Raw genomic sequence first — 14,944 nt, 5'->3', positions numbered from 1 at the left:
GTCGGGTCGAACTTCCCATCAACTCATCCGAAAAAAACCGGCTCGGCGATCGAGCAGCGGGCCGTGCCCACGCCAATGCCCAGGCGAGCGGCACCGGGGCGGATCGTGCGCCGCCGTCGGAGGCCCGACACCCTGACCTCGTCCTCAATATCGGGGCCGGACGCGCTCGATGACCCCGTCGCGTCCCGCCTTCCCGTCGCGGCCGAGCCGGTTGAGCTTCCCATTCGAGGAGGACAACGCCATGAGTCGCTCCCAGACGCGCAAGGATGGCTTCACGCTGATCGAGCTGCTGGTGGTGATCGCCATCATCGGCGTGCTGATCGCCCTGCTGCTGCCCGCCGTGCAGGCGGCGCGGGAGGCCGCCCGCCGGGCCCAGTGCACCAACAACCTCAAGCAGATCGCCCTGGCGTCGCACAACTACCACGACGTCAACGGGGCCTTCCCGGCCGGCAACTACGCCCCGGACTGGAACAACCCGAACACGTTCCCTACTCCGAACGTGTGGCACGACCCGAACAGCACCTGCTGCCCCTGGGGCAGCTACAGCTGGGCCGCCGCGCTGCTCCCCTTCATCGAGGGGAACAACGTCTACAATGCGATCAACATCGGCCTTCCCGCCTATGCGTTCTCCATCCCGGAGGAGTCCGACTGGGCGGGCCCCACGGGCGAACGCGGGCCGTCGGGGGACCCCGCCAACTCGACCGCCGCGAGGGCGATGCCCAACTCCTTCCTCTGCCCGTCGGTCGACCGGGTCCAGCCCGAGAGCCAGTTCAAGGACTACGCCATCAACGGCGGGACCGGCGCGTGCTGCCCGGAGCGGACCCTCACCGAGGCCCAGCGCCGGGCGGTCGGCGACGGCATGGGTGCGTTGAACATGTACGTGAAGATGTCCGAGGTGCGTGACGGCACGAGCAACACGATCTACTTCACGGAGCAGGCCCACAACGCCAACCACAGCTGGGTCCCCATCCAGAAGGGCTCCAACCAGTTCCTCTGGGTCCACCACGTCTCGCAGGGCTACGTCACCCCCGCCGAGCACAACGGTGCCATCTTCCCGCCCAACTCGACCTACCCGAACTCCCGGGGGGCCTTCGGCCGGCACCCGGGCGGCGTCATGGTCGCGTTCGTCGACGGCCACGTGGCCTTCCTGAAGGAACACATCGACTTCCGGACCTATCGCGCCCTGTTCACCCGTAAGGGGGGCGAGGTGGTCTCGGCCGACCAGTATTGACGCGCGGGCCCCTCGGCCCGACCCCCGGGCCGGCCGCCCCTCGGCCGGCCCGGGGGATCCGCCCTCGGTCCCGGCCCGGCGGCCCCCCGAATCGGCCCCGGGCCATCTTCTTCCCCCCCATTATGGACTGGTCGGCACCATGAGTCAGAGTCATCGCAGATTCGTCCGTTTCCTCGCCTGGAGTGCCGCCCTGATCGCCCCGATCGCGGTCTCGGGTTGCGGCGACCCCGACGCCCCCGAGATCGCCCGGGTGACGGGCACCGTGACCCGGGGGGGGAAGCCCATCCCCAACCTCACGGTGAACTTCGTCCCCGACGAGGGGCGGGCGAGCTGGGGGATCACCGACGACCAGGGGAAGTACGAGCTGGAGTACAACGAGGACTACAAGGGGGCGAAGGTCGATCACCACATGGTCTATGTCATCTTCAACGCAGGCAGCATCGAGGGGGCCATCTCCGGGCAGGCCGACGGGCAGGGGATCAGCGCCGAGGACCGGCAGCAGATCATGCAGAAGTACGGCAACATGGACACCACCCAGCTCGAGGTCGACGTGACCGAGGACCCCCAGGTGATCGACCTGAAGCTCGACTGACCCCGGCGATCGAACGAACGCCCGGGCCGGCCGGCCGCCGGCCCCCCCTCGGAGGACCCGCCCGATGCGACCTGGAGCCCGACGCCGCCCGACCCGAGCGGCCGGGGGCCGGATCGCGCCCTCCCCCGGCCTGGCGGCGGGCCTGCTGCTGCTCGCGACGATCGGGGCGGGCTGCCGGGATCGGGCGTCGGGCGACGGCGGACCCCCGGCGGGCCCCCGCCCCGGGCCGACGGCCCGGCCCTCGCCCGGGCCCCGGTTCGTCGACCGGGCGCCGGAGTTCGGGCTCGACGTGACGACGACGAGCGGATCCCCCGAGAAGGGGTCGATCCTCGAATCGCTCGGGGTGGGCGTGGCGCTGCTCGACTTCGACGGGGACGACGACCCGGATCTCTTCGTGGCGCCCGGCAGCCGGGTCGACGGCGGCCGGGTCGAGCCCTCCGGCGGGCCCTGGCTCTTCCGCAACGACGGCCCGGGGCGCTGGGTCGACGTGTCGGCGCCCTCGGGGCTGGCCCATCGGGGCTGGGCCCAGGGGGTGGCGGTCTCGGACTACGACGCGGACGGCGACCCCGACCTCTTCGTCGCCCAGCACGGCCCCGACCTCCTCTGGGAGAACCTCGGGGACGGCACCTTCCGGGACGTGACGGGGCCCTCGGGCCTCGGCGACGAGCCGTACTGGGGGGTCGCGGCCACCTGGGGGGACGCCGACGGCGACGGCTGGCCGGACCTCTACGTCACCAACTACGTGGCCGTCGACCCCGCCTCCCCCCACCCCCCGGTGGGCCACCGGGGGGGCCCGGTGCCGGTCTTCGCCGGGCCGGAGTCCTACCCGGGGGAGCCGGACGTCCTCTGGCGGAACCGGGGGGACGGCACCTTCGAGGACGCGACCGAGTCCGCCGGGCTGCTGAAGGCCGACCGCAAGGGGATGGGGGCCCTGTTCGCCGACCTCGACGCCGACGGGGACCAGGACCTCTTCGTGACCAACGACACGCAGGCCAACGAATTCTTCCGCAACCGGGGGGACGGCACCTTCGAGGAGGAGGGCCGGCTCGCCGGGGTCGCGCTCGGGGACCTGGGCCGGGCCGAGGGGAGCATGGGGATCGACCTCGCCGACCTCGACCTCGACGGCTGGCTCGACCTGGCCTACAGCAACTTCTACGGGGAAGGGAGCCGGGTCTTCATCAGCCACGGGGGCCGGACCTTCTCCGACGTCTCGCACCCCTCGACCGTCACGGTCGCCACCATCCTCCGGGTCGGCTGGGGGATTGTCCTCGCCGACTTCGACCACGACGGCCTCGCCGACCTCTTCCAGGCCAACGGCCACGTCTACCCGGGCCTGCGGTCGGAGCCCTACGACCAGCCCCCCGTGCTGCTGAGGAACGCCGGGGGCCGGCGGTTCGAGGACGCGACGGCCTCCTGGATCTCGGATCCGGGCGGCCTCAGCTCGGGCCGGAGCGTCGCCGTCGGCGACCTCGACGGCGACGGCGACCTCGACCTGGTCATGACCACGATGGACGGGCCGCTCCGCGTCCTGGTCAACGAGGGAGAGCGGTCGGGCCGGTCCCTCATCCTCCGGCTCGTGGGCGCCCCGCCGAACCTCGAGGCCCTCGGGGCGATCGCCGAGCTGAGGGCCGGCGGCACGACCCACGTCGCCACCGTCAGGCGGGGGGGGAGCTTCATGGCGGCCTCGGACTCGGCCCTCCACTTCGGCCTCGGCGACGCCGATTCCCTCACCTCCCTCCGCGTCCGATGGCCCGACGGCACCACCTCGGACTACCCCGGGGAGGACCTCCCGGTCGACTCCCGGATCACGATCCGCCAGGGGGACCCTCGCGTCGTCTCGACCCCCTTCGAGCCCGCCGGGCGGCCTTGAGGCCGGTTAAGTTGTTTGGTATCTTCGCCTTGTTCCGGATCATCGCGCCGGGGGGCGGACACTCCGTCGCGGAGTCGAGCCGGACGGTCCCCGGCCCTCGGGCCGCGGCGGCGTCGGAGTCGAAGGGCCTCATGGAGGCGGCCCGGGGAGATCGAGGTCCAAGGCGGGGCGACTCATGATTACTAAGCACATTAATGTGCTTTCTCACAACTTGACCCACATGAAGATCAGTGCCCTCAACTTTGAGGGCAGCGTTGATCTCAACGAGAATGACCTACCCTGGATCATTTTCTCAGCCCACCGAGGCGACCCCGATAACCCCGCCGAGGCCATGTTGCCGCTGAACGGGCCGGCGACGATCGCCACCATCCAGCAGCTCGGCCTGGCCGCGATCAACGCGACCGAGGCTGATTGCGACGATCGATCCGTCGAGTAATTGGGCGACTTCCTGACGGCCCTGGGCCGTCGCCGCCGCCGAAGTTCCTGACGGGATTCTTCGAAGATTCGCGGGGCCCCGACCATGCCCAATGCGTCGGGGCCCCGATGAATCCGATTTCCTCACGACCCCGACCATACTCATGGACACCAGCGCCGAACGGCTCGACAAGAAGCTCCGAGAGTGGAGCCCCGAGGTCGCCGAAGAGGTCCGCCGCCAGGTGGACGAACTGATCGAGCTGGCCGATCGCGGCCTGCTCGACATCGCCCGCTCCCGATCCCTGGAGCAGGACGTGCTGGATCTGCTCGATGAACCTTCGCCCCGGTGAGGTCTGGCTGGCCGACCTCGGCCTCGCCGCCAAGTATCGGCCGGTGGTGATCGTCTCCCGACACGACCCGGACCCTCCCCGGGCCCTGGCGATCTACGTCCCGATCACGAGCCAGGACCGAGGGAGTGCCTATGAGGTGAGGCTCCCGAAGTCCCGGTTCCTCCAGGCCGGATCGGTGGCCAACGTCCAGGGCCTCGGGTCGTTGCCGACCGCCCGACTCGACCGGAGGATCGGCGTCCTGCGGGGGGAAACGATGGCCGAGATCAGGAGGGCCATCCTCTGGGCGCTGGAGCTGGATCCCCCGGCATCGACGCCGTAGGGTCGATGCCCTGGGAGTCGGCCCCGGTCCGGGTACGCCCTTCGAGCCCGCCGGGCGGCCTTGAGGCCGGTTAAGTTGTTTGGTATCTTCGCCTTGTTCCGGATCATCGCGCCGGGGGGCGGACGCTCCGTCGCGGAGTCGAGCCGGACGGTCCCCGGCCCTCGGGCCGCGGCGGCGTCGGAGTCGAAGGGCCGCGCGGAGGCGGCCCGGGGAGATCGAGGTCCAAGGCGGGGCGACTCATGAAATTGCTGTGCGACCGCGAGCAGCTGCTCGCCGCGTTCGGGGCCGTCGGCGGGGTCGTGCCGGCCAGGAGCCCCAAGCCGATCCTCCAGAACCTGAAGCTGGTGGCGGCGCCGGGGCAGGGCTCGACCCTGATGGCGACCGACCTGGAGGTCGGCATCCGCTACAAGGTGCTCGGCGTGAAGGTCGACCAACCCGGCTCGGTCATCCTCCCCCTGCAGCGGATGGGCCAGATCCTCCGCACCAGCACCGGGGACGACGAGCTCGCCCTGGAGGTCGACGGCGACTCGCTCGTCGTCCGCGGGCACCGCTCCGAGTTCAAGCTCCCGGCCGAGGACCCCGAACTCTTCCCCGACCCGCCCGACTTCAACGCCGAGGCCGGCTACCGGGTCGACGCCGAGGAACTCCGGAGGGCCATCAAGCGCACCAGCTTCGCCACCGACCCGGACAGCACCCGGTACGCCCTGGCCGGCGTGCTGATGGAGCCGGGGCCGGAGTCGATCACCATGGTCGGCACCGACGGCCGCCGGATGGCCCGGCAGATCATCGCCTGCGAGGCCGAGGGGGCCGTCGAGCCGCCGGGGCAGCCCCCGGTGGTGCCGGTCAAGGCGCTGAGGCTCATCGAGCGGAACCTGGACGACGAGGAGCCGAGCCGGATCGCCGTGCAGGACGGCGCCGCGGTGCTGGTGAAGACCGGCCGGGCGGTCGTCTACAGCCGGCTCGTCGAGGGCCGGTTCCCCAACTACAAGGCGGTGATGCCCGGCAGCTTCGAGAGCCGGATCCCGTTCGCGGAGGTCGAGCCGCTGTTGCAGGCGGTCGAGCAGGCGGCGATCGTCACCAGCAAGGAGAGCCGGGGGGTCGACTTCCAGTTCGGCGACGGGCTGCTGAGGCTGGCCAGCCAGACGGCCGACGTGGGGGAGTCGCACATCGAACTGCCGATCAACTACGACGGCAAGGACGTGGCGATCACCTTCGACGCCTCCTACCTGCTCGAAGCCCTCAAGGCGCTGGACCCCTCGCAGCCGATCGCCGCCGAGCTGATCGACCACAAGAGCGCCGCCGTGTTCAAGACCGAGGACCAGTACACCTACGTCGTCATGCCCCTGAACCGGGACCGCTAGGGCGTCCCCCCGGAGGCCCTCGGAGGCCGAGGGGCCGCGCCCGGGGCGGGGTCGATGGGCGGGGCGGCCGAGGTGGCCCCGGGCCGGGCGATCGGGCAAACCATGACGACGGTCCCGTGCCCCCGGATCGCGACCGATCCGCTTGCCAAATGAGGGGTTGAGTCCTTATAATGAAGAAGCGTTCACATCGAGGCGGGCCCGATGGCCGGGGCGGGACGACTCCCCTGTCCGAGGCGCTCGGCTCCCTGTTCGCGAGCCGGGGGTACGCCCGGACCCGGGCCCTCGGCGAGCTGGAAGCGGCCTGGGAGTCGGCCGTCGGCCCGGAGCTGGCCGGGCGGACGAGGCTGGGCACCGTGAGGCACGGGGTCTTGAGCGTGACCGTGGCGCACCCGACGCTCCTGGAGGAGCTGGCCGCCTTCCGGAAGCCGGCGATCCTGGCCGCCCTCCGCAAGGACGCCCCCGGCACCCCCGTGCATGACCTGCGATTCCGGGTCGGACCGATCGAGGCGTGACGACCCTCCCCGCCCCGGCCCCCGGTCGGGCCGGGGCGGACCCCCGCCTCCGCCTTTGCATCCCGCTTTCCCGAGGATTGGCGATGGCCCTGCACCCCGACGGTTCGACCGACACCGACACCGAGACGACCGAGGCCCCGACCCCGGCCGGCAACGGCGACGGCGCCTCGGCCCTCGACTACACCGAGAGCAACATCCGGGTGCTGGAGGGCATCGAGGCCATCCGCAAGCGCCCCGGCATGTACATCGGCGACACCACCAGCAGGGGCCTGCACCACCTGATCTACGAGGTCGTCGACAACTCGATCGACGAGGCGATGGCCGGCTACTGCCAGCTGATTGACGTGACGATCCTCGCCGACGGCTCGGTCGCCATCGCCGACGACGGCCGGGGCATCCCGGTGAAGGAGCACCCCAGCTTCCCCGGCGTCGGCACCCTGCAGATCGTCCTGACCAAGCCCCACGCCGGCGGCAAGTTCGACCACCAGACCTACAAGGTCTCCGGCGGGTTGCACGGCGTCGGCGTCACCGTGGTCAACGCCCTGAGCGAGCGCCTGGAGGCCGAGGTCCACCGCGACGGCAAGGTCTGGCGACAGGAATACTCCCGGGGGGAGCCCGAGGGGCCGATCCGTCCCACCGGGTCCACCAAGCGCACCGGCACCCACATCCAGTTCCTGCCCGACAACGACATCTTCCCCGACATCGCCTTCGACTACGGCACCCTGGAGAAGCGCTTCCGGGAGCTCTCCTTCCTCAACCCTGGCGTCCGGATCCGACTGCGGGACGAGCGCGGCGACGAGCCCAAGCAGGACGAATTCTTCAGCGAAGGGGGCCTCGCCGAGTTCGTCGCCCACCTCAACCGGGCCCAGAACCCCCTGCACGAGCCGGCGCTGCTCAAGGGGCGGGACGACGAGCGGAACGTCGAGGTCGAGGTCGCCTTGCAGTACAACGACAGCTTCTCCGAGGCCGTCGTCACCTACTGCAACAACATCCACACCATCGAGGGCGGCACCCACCTGACCGGCTTCCGGTCGGCCCTGACCCGGACGATGAACGCCTACGTCAAGGCCAACGCCCCGGCCAGCCAGAAGAACCGCAAGGACCTGACCATCTCCGGGGACGACTTCCGGGAGGGGCTCACCGCCGTCGTCAGCGTCCGGGTGCCCGACCCCCAGTTCGAGGGCCAGACCAAGACCAAGCTCGGCAACGGCGAGGTCGAGGGGATCGTCGCCAAGGTCGTCAACGACACCCTCGCCGCCTTCCTCGAACAGACCCCGGGCGCCGCCAAGAAGCTGGTGGCCAAGGCCGTCCTCGCCGCCGAGGCCCGGGAGGCCACCCGCAAGGCCCGGGAACTCGTCCGCAACCGCAAGGGCGTCCTCACCGGGGGCGGCCTGCCCGGCAAGCTGATGGACTGCTCCAGCCACGACCGGGAGAACTCCGAGCTGTTCCTCGTCGAGGGCGACTCCGCCGGCGGCACCGCCGAGGGCGGGCGCGACCGCCAGTTCCAGGCCATCCTCCCCCTGCGCGGCAAGATCCTCAACGTCGAGCGCGCCCGGCTGGACAAGGTGCTCGGCAACGAGGAGGTCCGCAACATCATCACCGCCGTCGGCGGCGGCATCGGCGAGGAGGAGGCCACCGACAAGCGACGCTACGGCAAGATCGTCATGATGAGCGACGCCGACGTCGACGGCTCCCACATCCGCACCCTCCTGATGACCTTCTTCTACCGCCAGATGCCCCGCCTGGTGGCCGAAGGCCACCTCTACGTCGCCCAGCCTCCCCTGTACCTGATCTCCCACCGCAACGACCGCCGATACGTGCAGACCGAGGCCGAGATGCACGCCATCCTCATGGGCAACGGCCTGAAGGAGGCGACCCTCCGCCGCGCCGGGGCTGACGCCACCGCCGCCGACGCCGACGGCGAGCCGATGGCCGTCGACGGCGAGAAGCTCCGGTCCCTGGTCGAGATCGCCGCCGGGCTGGACAACGCCCTCCGCGCCTTCGGCCGCCGCAACCTGCCGGTCGGCGAGTTCCTCAAGCGGGCCCACCCCGAGACCGGCCTCATGCCGCTGTTCCTCGTCCGCCAGGTCGAGGCGGACGACGTCTACCTCTACTCGGCCGAGGAGCTGGAGCGGTTCACCAGGGAGCACGCCCCCGAGTCGCTCGACGCCGCCCCCGTGGACGACGCCGACGTGCCCGACGCCGACGGCCAGGCCGTCCCGGCCGCCGACGCCGAGCCCTCCGCCCCCGAGGCCCTGGCCTTCCGGATCACCGAGCTGAGCGAGGTCCGGACCCTGAACAAGTGGCTCGCCCGGCTCCGGGGCGACTTCGGCCTCGGGGCCGACGTCCTGCTGCCCGTCGAGGTCACCGGGGACGAGCCCCCGCCGAAGTTCGTCCTCGACCGGGACGGCGACGAGCACCCGCTGCTCGACCTCCGGGAGCTGGTCCCCACCGTCCGGCGCCTGGGAGAACGCGGCCTGAAGATCACCCGGTTCAAGGGCCTCGGCGAGATGGACGCCGAGCAGCTCTGGGAGACCACCATGGACCCCTACCGGCGGACCCTGCTCCAGGTCCGCCTGGACGACGCCGCCGCCGCCAACGACCTGTTCACCACCCTGATGGGGGACGACGTCGAGCCCCGCCGCGAGTTCATCGAGAAGCACGCGCTGGAGGTCAAGAACCTCGACGTCTGAGCCGCATTGCCCGGGGCGACGGCGGTTTCGTAAGGTTGGCTCGCCCCGCTCGGCCCACCGCCCCTGCCCGCCTCGAGCGGAGGTGCGGCGGCGGTTCGGGCTGCGCGGACCCACCTTCGAGACGGGCCGGGGTTCCACCCCGGGCCGACACCCTCGCTCCAGCAAAGGCGGCAACACCCGATGGCATTCCTCGTGGACGGGCAGACGGCGCTGGTCACCGGCGCGAACCGGGGGATCGGAAAGTCCATCGTCGAGGCCCTGATCAAGCACGGCGCGAATGCGGTCTACGCGGCGGTCCGCGACCCCGAGTCGGCCCGGCCGCTCGTGGAGGCGTACGGCGACCGGGTCAGGCCGGTCGAGCTGGACCTGACCCGACCGGAGACGATCTCGGCCGCGGCCGGCCTCGCCAGGGACGTCCGGCTGGTCGTCAACAACGCGGGAGTCCTGAAGGCCGCGACGGCCCGGGACGACCACGCCTTCGAGTCGCTCGCCTTCGAGCTGGACGCAAATGTCTTCGGCCTGCTCCGGGTCGCCCAGGCCTTCCTGCCGGTCCTCAAGGCCAACGGCGGCGGCGCGTTCGTGCAGCTCAACTCCGTCGTCTCCCTGAAGTGCTTCCCCCAGTTCTCGACCTACTGCGCCTCGAAGGCCGCCTCCTACTCGCTGACCCAGGCGCTCCGGTCGCTGGCGGCCGGCGACGGGGTGGAGATCCTGAGCGTGCACCCGGGGCCGATCGCCACCGACATGGGCCACGACGCCGGCCTCTCCGAGATCGCCGAGCCCCCCGGTCTCGTCGCCGAGGCCATCGTCGCCGCCCTCGCCGCGGGCGAGTTCCACGTCTTCCCCGACTCGATGGCCAGGCGGATCGGCGGCGCCTACGACTCCTTCGCGAAGGGCGTCATCGAGGCGGAGATGGGCGAGGGCTGACCCGTCGCCGCTCTCACCCCGCCGCCCCGACCCGGCCCGCCCCCCGACGTCGGGGGCGCGGCGGCCTCGGCCGGGAGGCCTGGGCGCGTGGCGGCCTCCGGGCCGGACCGGGACGCCCCGGTCGGCCTGGGCGAGCCTCCCCCGAACTCAATGCGACCGAGCGTGTCCCGGACGACCGGGTGCGACCGCGTCCGCCCAGGCCTCCCCTGGCGGATAGATTTCCCGTGTTCGCTCCATACCGATACTGTACGCTGACGAATGACCTGCACCTTTCCGTCTTTGATTACGTAGAGTAACGAAAAGATATTCTTCTTCTCCGGAGAGGCCGCCTCGCGCCGTTCACGTTCCGACAAGGTCACCCACAAGTCGTTCTGTGGCAGGAATTTGAGTAGGCCGAACGTTCTCCCTCCCCGGGGGAAAACCCGTCGACGGCGCCGTCGCGCCCGCCGGCACGGGCCGGGGGGGAATTGTGTCGGGAATCGGGAAGGGGAATGGGGGTGTCGACGGTGAGGGCGCCATACGCGCCGGCGCGACGCGCCGTCGACGGGTTTTCCCCCGGCGGATGTCAACGGGTCGAGGGGGGATCCGGCCCGGGTCAAGGGGGGATCCGGGTCGATCGCGATCGGGCCATGGGGGAGCAGGATCCGGGAGGGCGATGGGTGGCCGACCCGGAGGATCGGGGCTCGACTCCCCCCGCCACCGGCCTGGGGCCGACCGTCCAGGTCCTGTACGCTCCGCCCGTTACGCGAGGATCGACGCGTAACGGGCGGAGCCGCCGGGGCCGGGCAGGCTCGCCTTCCCGGGACCCGGGTCATCTCCTAAGCTGACGGCTCGAACCCGGTCGGATGAGCGGGTCGAGGCGAGGTGCCGGGTCGGGGAGGCGACGCGGATGGCGACGACGGGGCCGATCGGGGGAGGTCCGGATCCGGCCGGGTCCGGGGCCTCGGGGTGGCTGCTCGGGCTCCTGGCGGCGCTGGTGCTGGGCGTCGGCCTGGGGGGGGCCCGTCGGCTGAGCTACCACGAGGCGATCGTCGCCCAGGGGGCCCGGGAGCTGCTCGAGGCCGGGCCCGGGGCCGGCTGGCTGGTGCCGACGATCGGCGGCCGGCCCTGGCTGGAGAAGCCCCCGCTGTCGCACTGGCTGGTGGCGCTGCTCTCCGGACTCTCCGGCGGGGTCGACGAGGCGACCAGCCGCCTGCCGTCCGCGCTGTCGGCCTTCGGCCTGGCGATGCTGGTCTCGGGGATGGCGGGCCGGAGGTTCGGCCCAAGGATCGGGCTGCTGGCCGGGGCGGTGCAGCTGACCGCCTCCTGGTCGATCCACCGCGGCCGGCTGGCCGACGCCGACATGGTCCTCGCCCTGCTCGTCGCCTCGACGATCTGCGCGTTCGACCGCCTCCGGTCGGCCGACGACGGCGAGGAGGGCCGTTGGCGATGGGCGTTCTTCGCGCTGCTCGGCGGCACGTCTCTGGCCAAGGGGGTGGGCTTCGGCGCGGCCCTGGCGACGGCGACGATCGCCGCCGTCCTGACCTGGGACCGGGACGCCCGGGCCCTCCGGCGCCTGGCCTGGCCCCCGGGCTGGCTGCTGTCGGGCCTGATCGCCCTGGCCTGGCCGATGGTGATCGCGTCGAGGCATCCGGAGGCGGTCGGGCTCTGGCTCGGCCACGTCACCGACCGGATCTCGACCGACCCCCGGCAGTTCGCCGGCGAGCCCCTGCCGAGCTTCCTGCTCTCCCCGTCCGTCCAGATGCTCCCCTGGACCCCCATCGCCCTCGTCGGCGCCCGGAACTCCTTCGGCCGGGCCCGGGCCGATCGGGCCGGCCCCGACCGCCTTCTCTGGGCCTGGGCGGTGGTGCCCACGGCATTACTCGCATGTGCCTCAGTCCGGAATGATCACTATCTGATCCACGCCCTTCCCCCCTGGTCGATCTGGGGGGCCCTCGGCCTGGCCCGCCTGGGGGACCGGCTCCGAGGCCGTCGGGGGTGGTCGAGCGACCGGATCCGTCGGGGGGCGATCGGCCTGTTCGGCGCGATCGGCGTGGGGGTGGCGGTCGCCCACGTCGCCGTCATCCCCCGGTTCGAGGACCGGGGCCGGGAGTGGTCCTGGTACCTCGAGGCCGCCCGCCGGGTCCCCCCCGAGGCCCCGCTCCTCTTGCTCTACGCCTGGGACGGCCCCGACCCCTGGGACCGATTGCCCTACCCCACCCCCTTCGGCCCGGTGCCGCATGACCTGGCCGTCCGATTGTTCTACCTCGACCGCCCCGCCTCGTGGTTCAACGGCCCCGATCGCCTGGCCGACGCCCCCCCCTCGCCCGATCCCTTCGCCGTGATCGCCCGGGGGCGCGACCTGCCGAGCCTCCGCCGGGTCGGCCGGGTCGAGGAACTGGCCCGGGGGCCGGACCACCGCTGGGACCGGGCCTACCGGCTCTTCCGGGTCGAGCCCGAGGCCGATCGGCACGGGGACGCCCCTCGTCCTCGTGGAACCCCTTGATGCTCGTGCGAGGACGGGGCGATCCCGGCCGGCAGGACGCAGGGCCAGTGCATCCCTTCGACCCGGGAGGCGGAGAACCGCGTCGAGAGCACGCTCGACCGCGGTGAACATGACGCGGTCGTCGGCATCCCTCCGAATCGAGGCGTAGGCCGATGGGGAGGCCCGAGAGGCGGGACGGCCGCAGCTCGTCGGGGACACCGAGTCCGGCGACGGCCGGGGCGTCCTCGGCCTGCCCATGGGCGACCGGTCGACGCGATCTCGCCCCGATGAGGGGGACGGGACTCGGGGCGGGCCGGCGTCGCCGGGCCGTCGCGGGCGGTATAATCGTCGGGGCCAGGAGAGACCACTCCCACGACCGACCGGCCCCGACAGGATCCCCAGACGATGGACCGAACCGACGTCGCCGAGGAGGCGGCCCCGCCGGACCTGAACGACGCCTATCAGCGCCGGGCGGAGATCTTCCCCAGGCTCTCCGCCGACCAGATCCTCCGCGCCTCCCGGTTCGGCTCCATCGAGCCGACGCCGGTGGGGACGACCCTCTTCCGCCGGGGGGAGCGGTCGGTCGACTTCTTCATCGTCCTGGAGGGCTGCATCGAGATCCTCGCCCACGACTGCGACGGGCCCCACGTGGTCACCGTCCACGGCGACCGGCAGTTCACCGGCGAGCTGGACCTGTTCAACGACCGCAAGATCCTCGTCGACGGCCGCATGGGGGCCGACGGCCGGGTGATCCGCATCCCCCGGCTCGAGTTCCGCAAGCTGCTGCTGGCCGAGCCGGACATCGGCGACGTGATCATGCGGGCCTTCATCCTGAGGCGCAAGGGGCTGATCGACCACGAGCAGGCCTCCGTCACCCTGATCGCCTCCCAGCTCTGCCCCGACGGCCTGCGGATCGAGCGCTTCCTCCGCCGCAACGGCTACCCGGTCCGGTCGCTCGACGCCGACGCCTCCGACCACGCCCGGGCCGCCCTCGACGGCCTCGGCCTGGCCCCCGGCTGCGGCCCGGTCGTCTTCTGCCCCGACGACGAGGTCCTGCGCAACCCGAGCAACGCCGAGCTGGCCGAGTGCCTCGGCCTGGCCGAGGGGTTCGACCCGGGGTGCTCCTACGACGTGGCCGTCGTCGGCGCCGGCCCCTCGGGCCTGGCGGCGGCCGTCTACGCGGCGTCGGAAGGGCTCTCGACCCTGGTGATCGAGGCCGAGGCCCCCGGCGGCCAGGCGGGCACCAGCTCCAAGATCGAGAACTACCTCGGCTTCCCGACCGGCCTGTCCGGCCAGTCGCTCGCCGGCCGGGCCCAGGTGCAGGCGATGAAGTTCGGCGCCAAGATCGTCCTGCCCCGGACGGTCGTCGGCATCGACTGCGACGTCCACCCGTACCGCATCCTGCTGGAGGACGGCGGCGTCGCCCTGGCCCGGACGGTGGTGATCGCCTGCGGCGCCCGCTACCGGGGCCTGGATCTGCCCGAGGCCCGCTCGTATGAAGGCGTCGGCATCCACTACGCCGCCACCTCGCTGGAGAGCCGCCTCTGCGCCGACGAGGAGGTGGTGGTGGTCGGCGGCGGCAACTCGGCCGGCCAGGCGGCGGTCTTCCTGTCGAATCATGCGAAACACGTGCACATGCTCGTGAGGGGACACCGGCTGGCCGACAGCATGTCCGACTACCTCGTCGGCCGGATCGAGGCCTCGGCCCGGATCACCCTGCGGACGTGCACCGAGATCTCGGGCCTCGGGGGTGACCGCCACCTGGAGTCGGTCACCTGGCGGCATCGGGACACCGGGGAGCAGGAGGCCCGGCCGATCCGCCACGTCTTCCTGATGATCGGCGCGGCGCCCAACAGCGGCTGGCTGCCCGGCTGCCTGACGCTCGACGCCAAGGGATTCGTCCGGGTCGGCGGCCACGTCGGCCCCGACGACGGCTGGCCGCTGGAACGCCCCCCCCACATCCTGGAGTCCAGCCGCCCGGGCATCTTCGCCGTCGGCGACATCCGGGCCGACTCGGTCAAGCGCGTCGCCTCCGCCGTCGGCGAGGGCTCCATCGCCGTCCAGTTCATCCACCGGGTCCTCGACGAGTTCCGGTCCCGACCCCCCGCCCCCCCCCTCCGACCCGCCGGTGTCGCCGGATCGGCCGGCGGATGACGGCGGGCCCGATGCCCGACGGCGAATGACCGGGGGACGTCCCTCGTCGCGATCCCGGCA

The 14,944-nt window shown here is 71.9% G+C and carries 12 protein-coding genes; all 12 read left to right on the top strand.

Going from position 1 to position 14,944, the window contains the following annotated elements; genetic code table 11:
- The first annotated feature begins 241 nt into the window (after nt 1–241).
- The 12 genes from ElP_RS33700 to ElP_RS33645 all read left to right on the top strand — a co-directional run bounded on the left by ElP_RS33700 (nt 242) and on the right by ElP_RS33645 (nt 14,884).
- Nucleotides 242–1,231: a DUF1559 domain-containing protein gene (locus ElP_RS33700; protein WP_145277830.1), complete on the top strand. Its 990-nt coding sequence runs from the start codon at nt 242–244 to the stop codon at nt 1,229–1,231.
- Nucleotides 1,232–1,370: 139 nt separating this feature from the next.
- Nucleotides 1,371–1,823, top strand: coding sequence for an Ig-like domain-containing protein (locus ElP_RS33695; protein WP_145277828.1), 453 nt, complete (start codon nt 1,371–1,373; stop codon nt 1,821–1,823).
- 64 nt (nt 1,824–1,887) lie between these two features.
- A complete protein-coding gene (locus ElP_RS33690; protein ID WP_231749360.1) occupies nt 1,888–3,693 on the top strand; it encodes a CRTAC1 family protein in 1,806 nt (601 codons plus the stop codon).
- Between the two features lie 175 nt (nt 3,694–3,868).
- The gene (locus ElP_RS33685) at nt 3,869–4,129 is read left to right on the top strand and encodes a hypothetical protein (protein WP_197446577.1); all 261 of its coding nucleotides are present in this window, start codon (nt 3,869–3,871) and stop codon (nt 4,127–4,129) included.
- A 142-nt stretch (nt 4,130–4,271) separates the two neighbouring features.
- Nucleotides 4,272–4,457 (top strand): hypothetical protein, encoded by a 186-nt coding sequence (locus ElP_RS33680; RefSeq protein ID WP_145277824.1) that lies wholly within the window; start codon nt 4,272–4,274, stop codon nt 4,455–4,457.
- Nucleotides 4,438–4,776, top strand: a complete 339-nt coding sequence (locus ElP_RS33675; protein ID WP_145277822.1) for a type II toxin-antitoxin system PemK/MazF family toxin — start codon at nt 4,438–4,440, stop codon at nt 4,774–4,776. Before ElP_RS33680 ends, ElP_RS33675 begins: the two co-directional genes overlap by 20 nt.
- Before the next feature lie 239 nt (nt 4,777–5,015).
- Nucleotides 5,016–6,137, top strand: coding sequence for a DNA polymerase III subunit beta (gene dnaN, locus ElP_RS33670; RefSeq protein WP_145277820.1), 1,122 nt, complete (start codon nt 5,016–5,018; stop codon nt 6,135–6,137).
- Between the two features lie 170 nt (nt 6,138–6,307).
- Nucleotides 6,308–6,649 carry a DUF721 domain-containing protein gene (locus ElP_RS33665; protein WP_145277818.1) on the top strand — a complete coding sequence of 114 codons (342 nt, stop codon included), beginning with the start codon at nt 6,308–6,310 and terminating at the stop codon, nt 6,647–6,649.
- Nucleotides 6,650–6,732: 83 nt separating this feature from the next.
- The gene (gyrB, locus tag ElP_RS33660; RefSeq protein WP_145277816.1) at nt 6,733–9,342 is read left to right on the top strand and encodes a DNA topoisomerase (ATP-hydrolyzing) subunit B; all 2,610 of its coding nucleotides are present in this window, start codon (nt 6,733–6,735) and stop codon (nt 9,340–9,342) included.
- 180 nt (nt 9,343–9,522) lie between these two features.
- Nucleotides 9,523–10,266 carry an SDR family oxidoreductase gene (locus ElP_RS33655; protein WP_145277814.1) on the top strand — a complete coding sequence of 248 codons (744 nt, stop codon included), beginning with the start codon at nt 9,523–9,525 and terminating at the stop codon, nt 10,264–10,266.
- 889 nt (nt 10,267–11,155) lie between these two features.
- Nucleotides 11,156–12,751 (top strand): glycosyltransferase family 39 protein, encoded by a 1,596-nt coding sequence (locus ElP_RS33650; protein WP_145277812.1) that lies wholly within the window; start codon nt 11,156–11,158, stop codon nt 12,749–12,751.
- A gap of 384 nt (nt 12,752–13,135) precedes the next feature.
- Complete coding sequence (locus ElP_RS33645) at nt 13,136–14,884, top strand: FAD-dependent oxidoreductase (RefSeq protein WP_145277810.1); 1,749 nt, start codon at nt 13,136–13,138, stop codon at nt 14,882–14,884.
- Nucleotides 14,885–14,944 lie beyond the last annotated feature (60 nt).

Source organism: Tautonia plasticadhaerens, from assembly GCF_007752535.1.
Taxonomy (GTDB): Bacteria; Planctomycetota; Planctomycetia; order Isosphaerales; family Isosphaeraceae; genus Tautonia; species Tautonia plasticadhaerens.
The sequence above is the reverse complement of the archived record's forward strand: the minus strand, read 5'-3'. Positions and strand labels throughout refer to the sequence as shown.

Bases quoted from the DNA above. Each gene is read 5' to 3' on its own strand.
- ElP_RS33700 (WP_145277830.1), top strand. From the start codon at position 242: ATGAGTCGCTCCCAGACGCGCAAGGATGGCTTCACGCTGATCGAGCTG.
- ElP_RS33695 (WP_145277828.1), top strand. From the start codon at position 1,371: ATGAGTCAGAGTCATCGCAGATTCGTCCGTTTCCTCGCCTGGAGTGCC.
- ElP_RS33690 (WP_231749360.1), top strand. From the start codon at position 1,888: ATGCGACCTGGAGCCCGACGCCGCCCGACCCGAGCGGCCGGGGGCCGG.
- ElP_RS33685 (WP_197446577.1), top strand. From the start codon at position 3,869: ATGATTACTAAGCACATTAATGTGCTTTCTCACAACTTGACCCACATG.
- ElP_RS33680 (WP_145277824.1), top strand. From the start codon at position 4,272: ATGGACACCAGCGCCGAACGGCTCGACAAGAAGCTCCGAGAGTGGAGC.
- ElP_RS33675 (WP_145277822.1), top strand. From the start codon at position 4,438: ATGAACCTTCGCCCCGGTGAGGTCTGGCTGGCCGACCTCGGCCTCGCC.
- dnaN (WP_145277820.1), top strand. From the start codon at position 5,016: ATGAAATTGCTGTGCGACCGCGAGCAGCTGCTCGCCGCGTTCGGGGCC.
- ElP_RS33665 (WP_145277818.1), top strand. From the start codon at position 6,308: ATGAAGAAGCGTTCACATCGAGGCGGGCCCGATGGCCGGGGCGGGACG.
- gyrB (WP_145277816.1), top strand. From the start codon at position 6,733: ATGGCCCTGCACCCCGACGGTTCGACCGACACCGACACCGAGACGACC.
- ElP_RS33655 (WP_145277814.1), top strand. From the start codon at position 9,523: ATGGCATTCCTCGTGGACGGGCAGACGGCGCTGGTCACCGGCGCGAAC.
- ElP_RS33650 (WP_145277812.1), top strand. From the start codon at position 11,156: ATGGCGACGACGGGGCCGATCGGGGGAGGTCCGGATCCGGCCGGGTCC.
- ElP_RS33645 (WP_145277810.1), top strand. From the start codon at position 13,136: ATGGACCGAACCGACGTCGCCGAGGAGGCGGCCCCGCCGGACCTGAAC.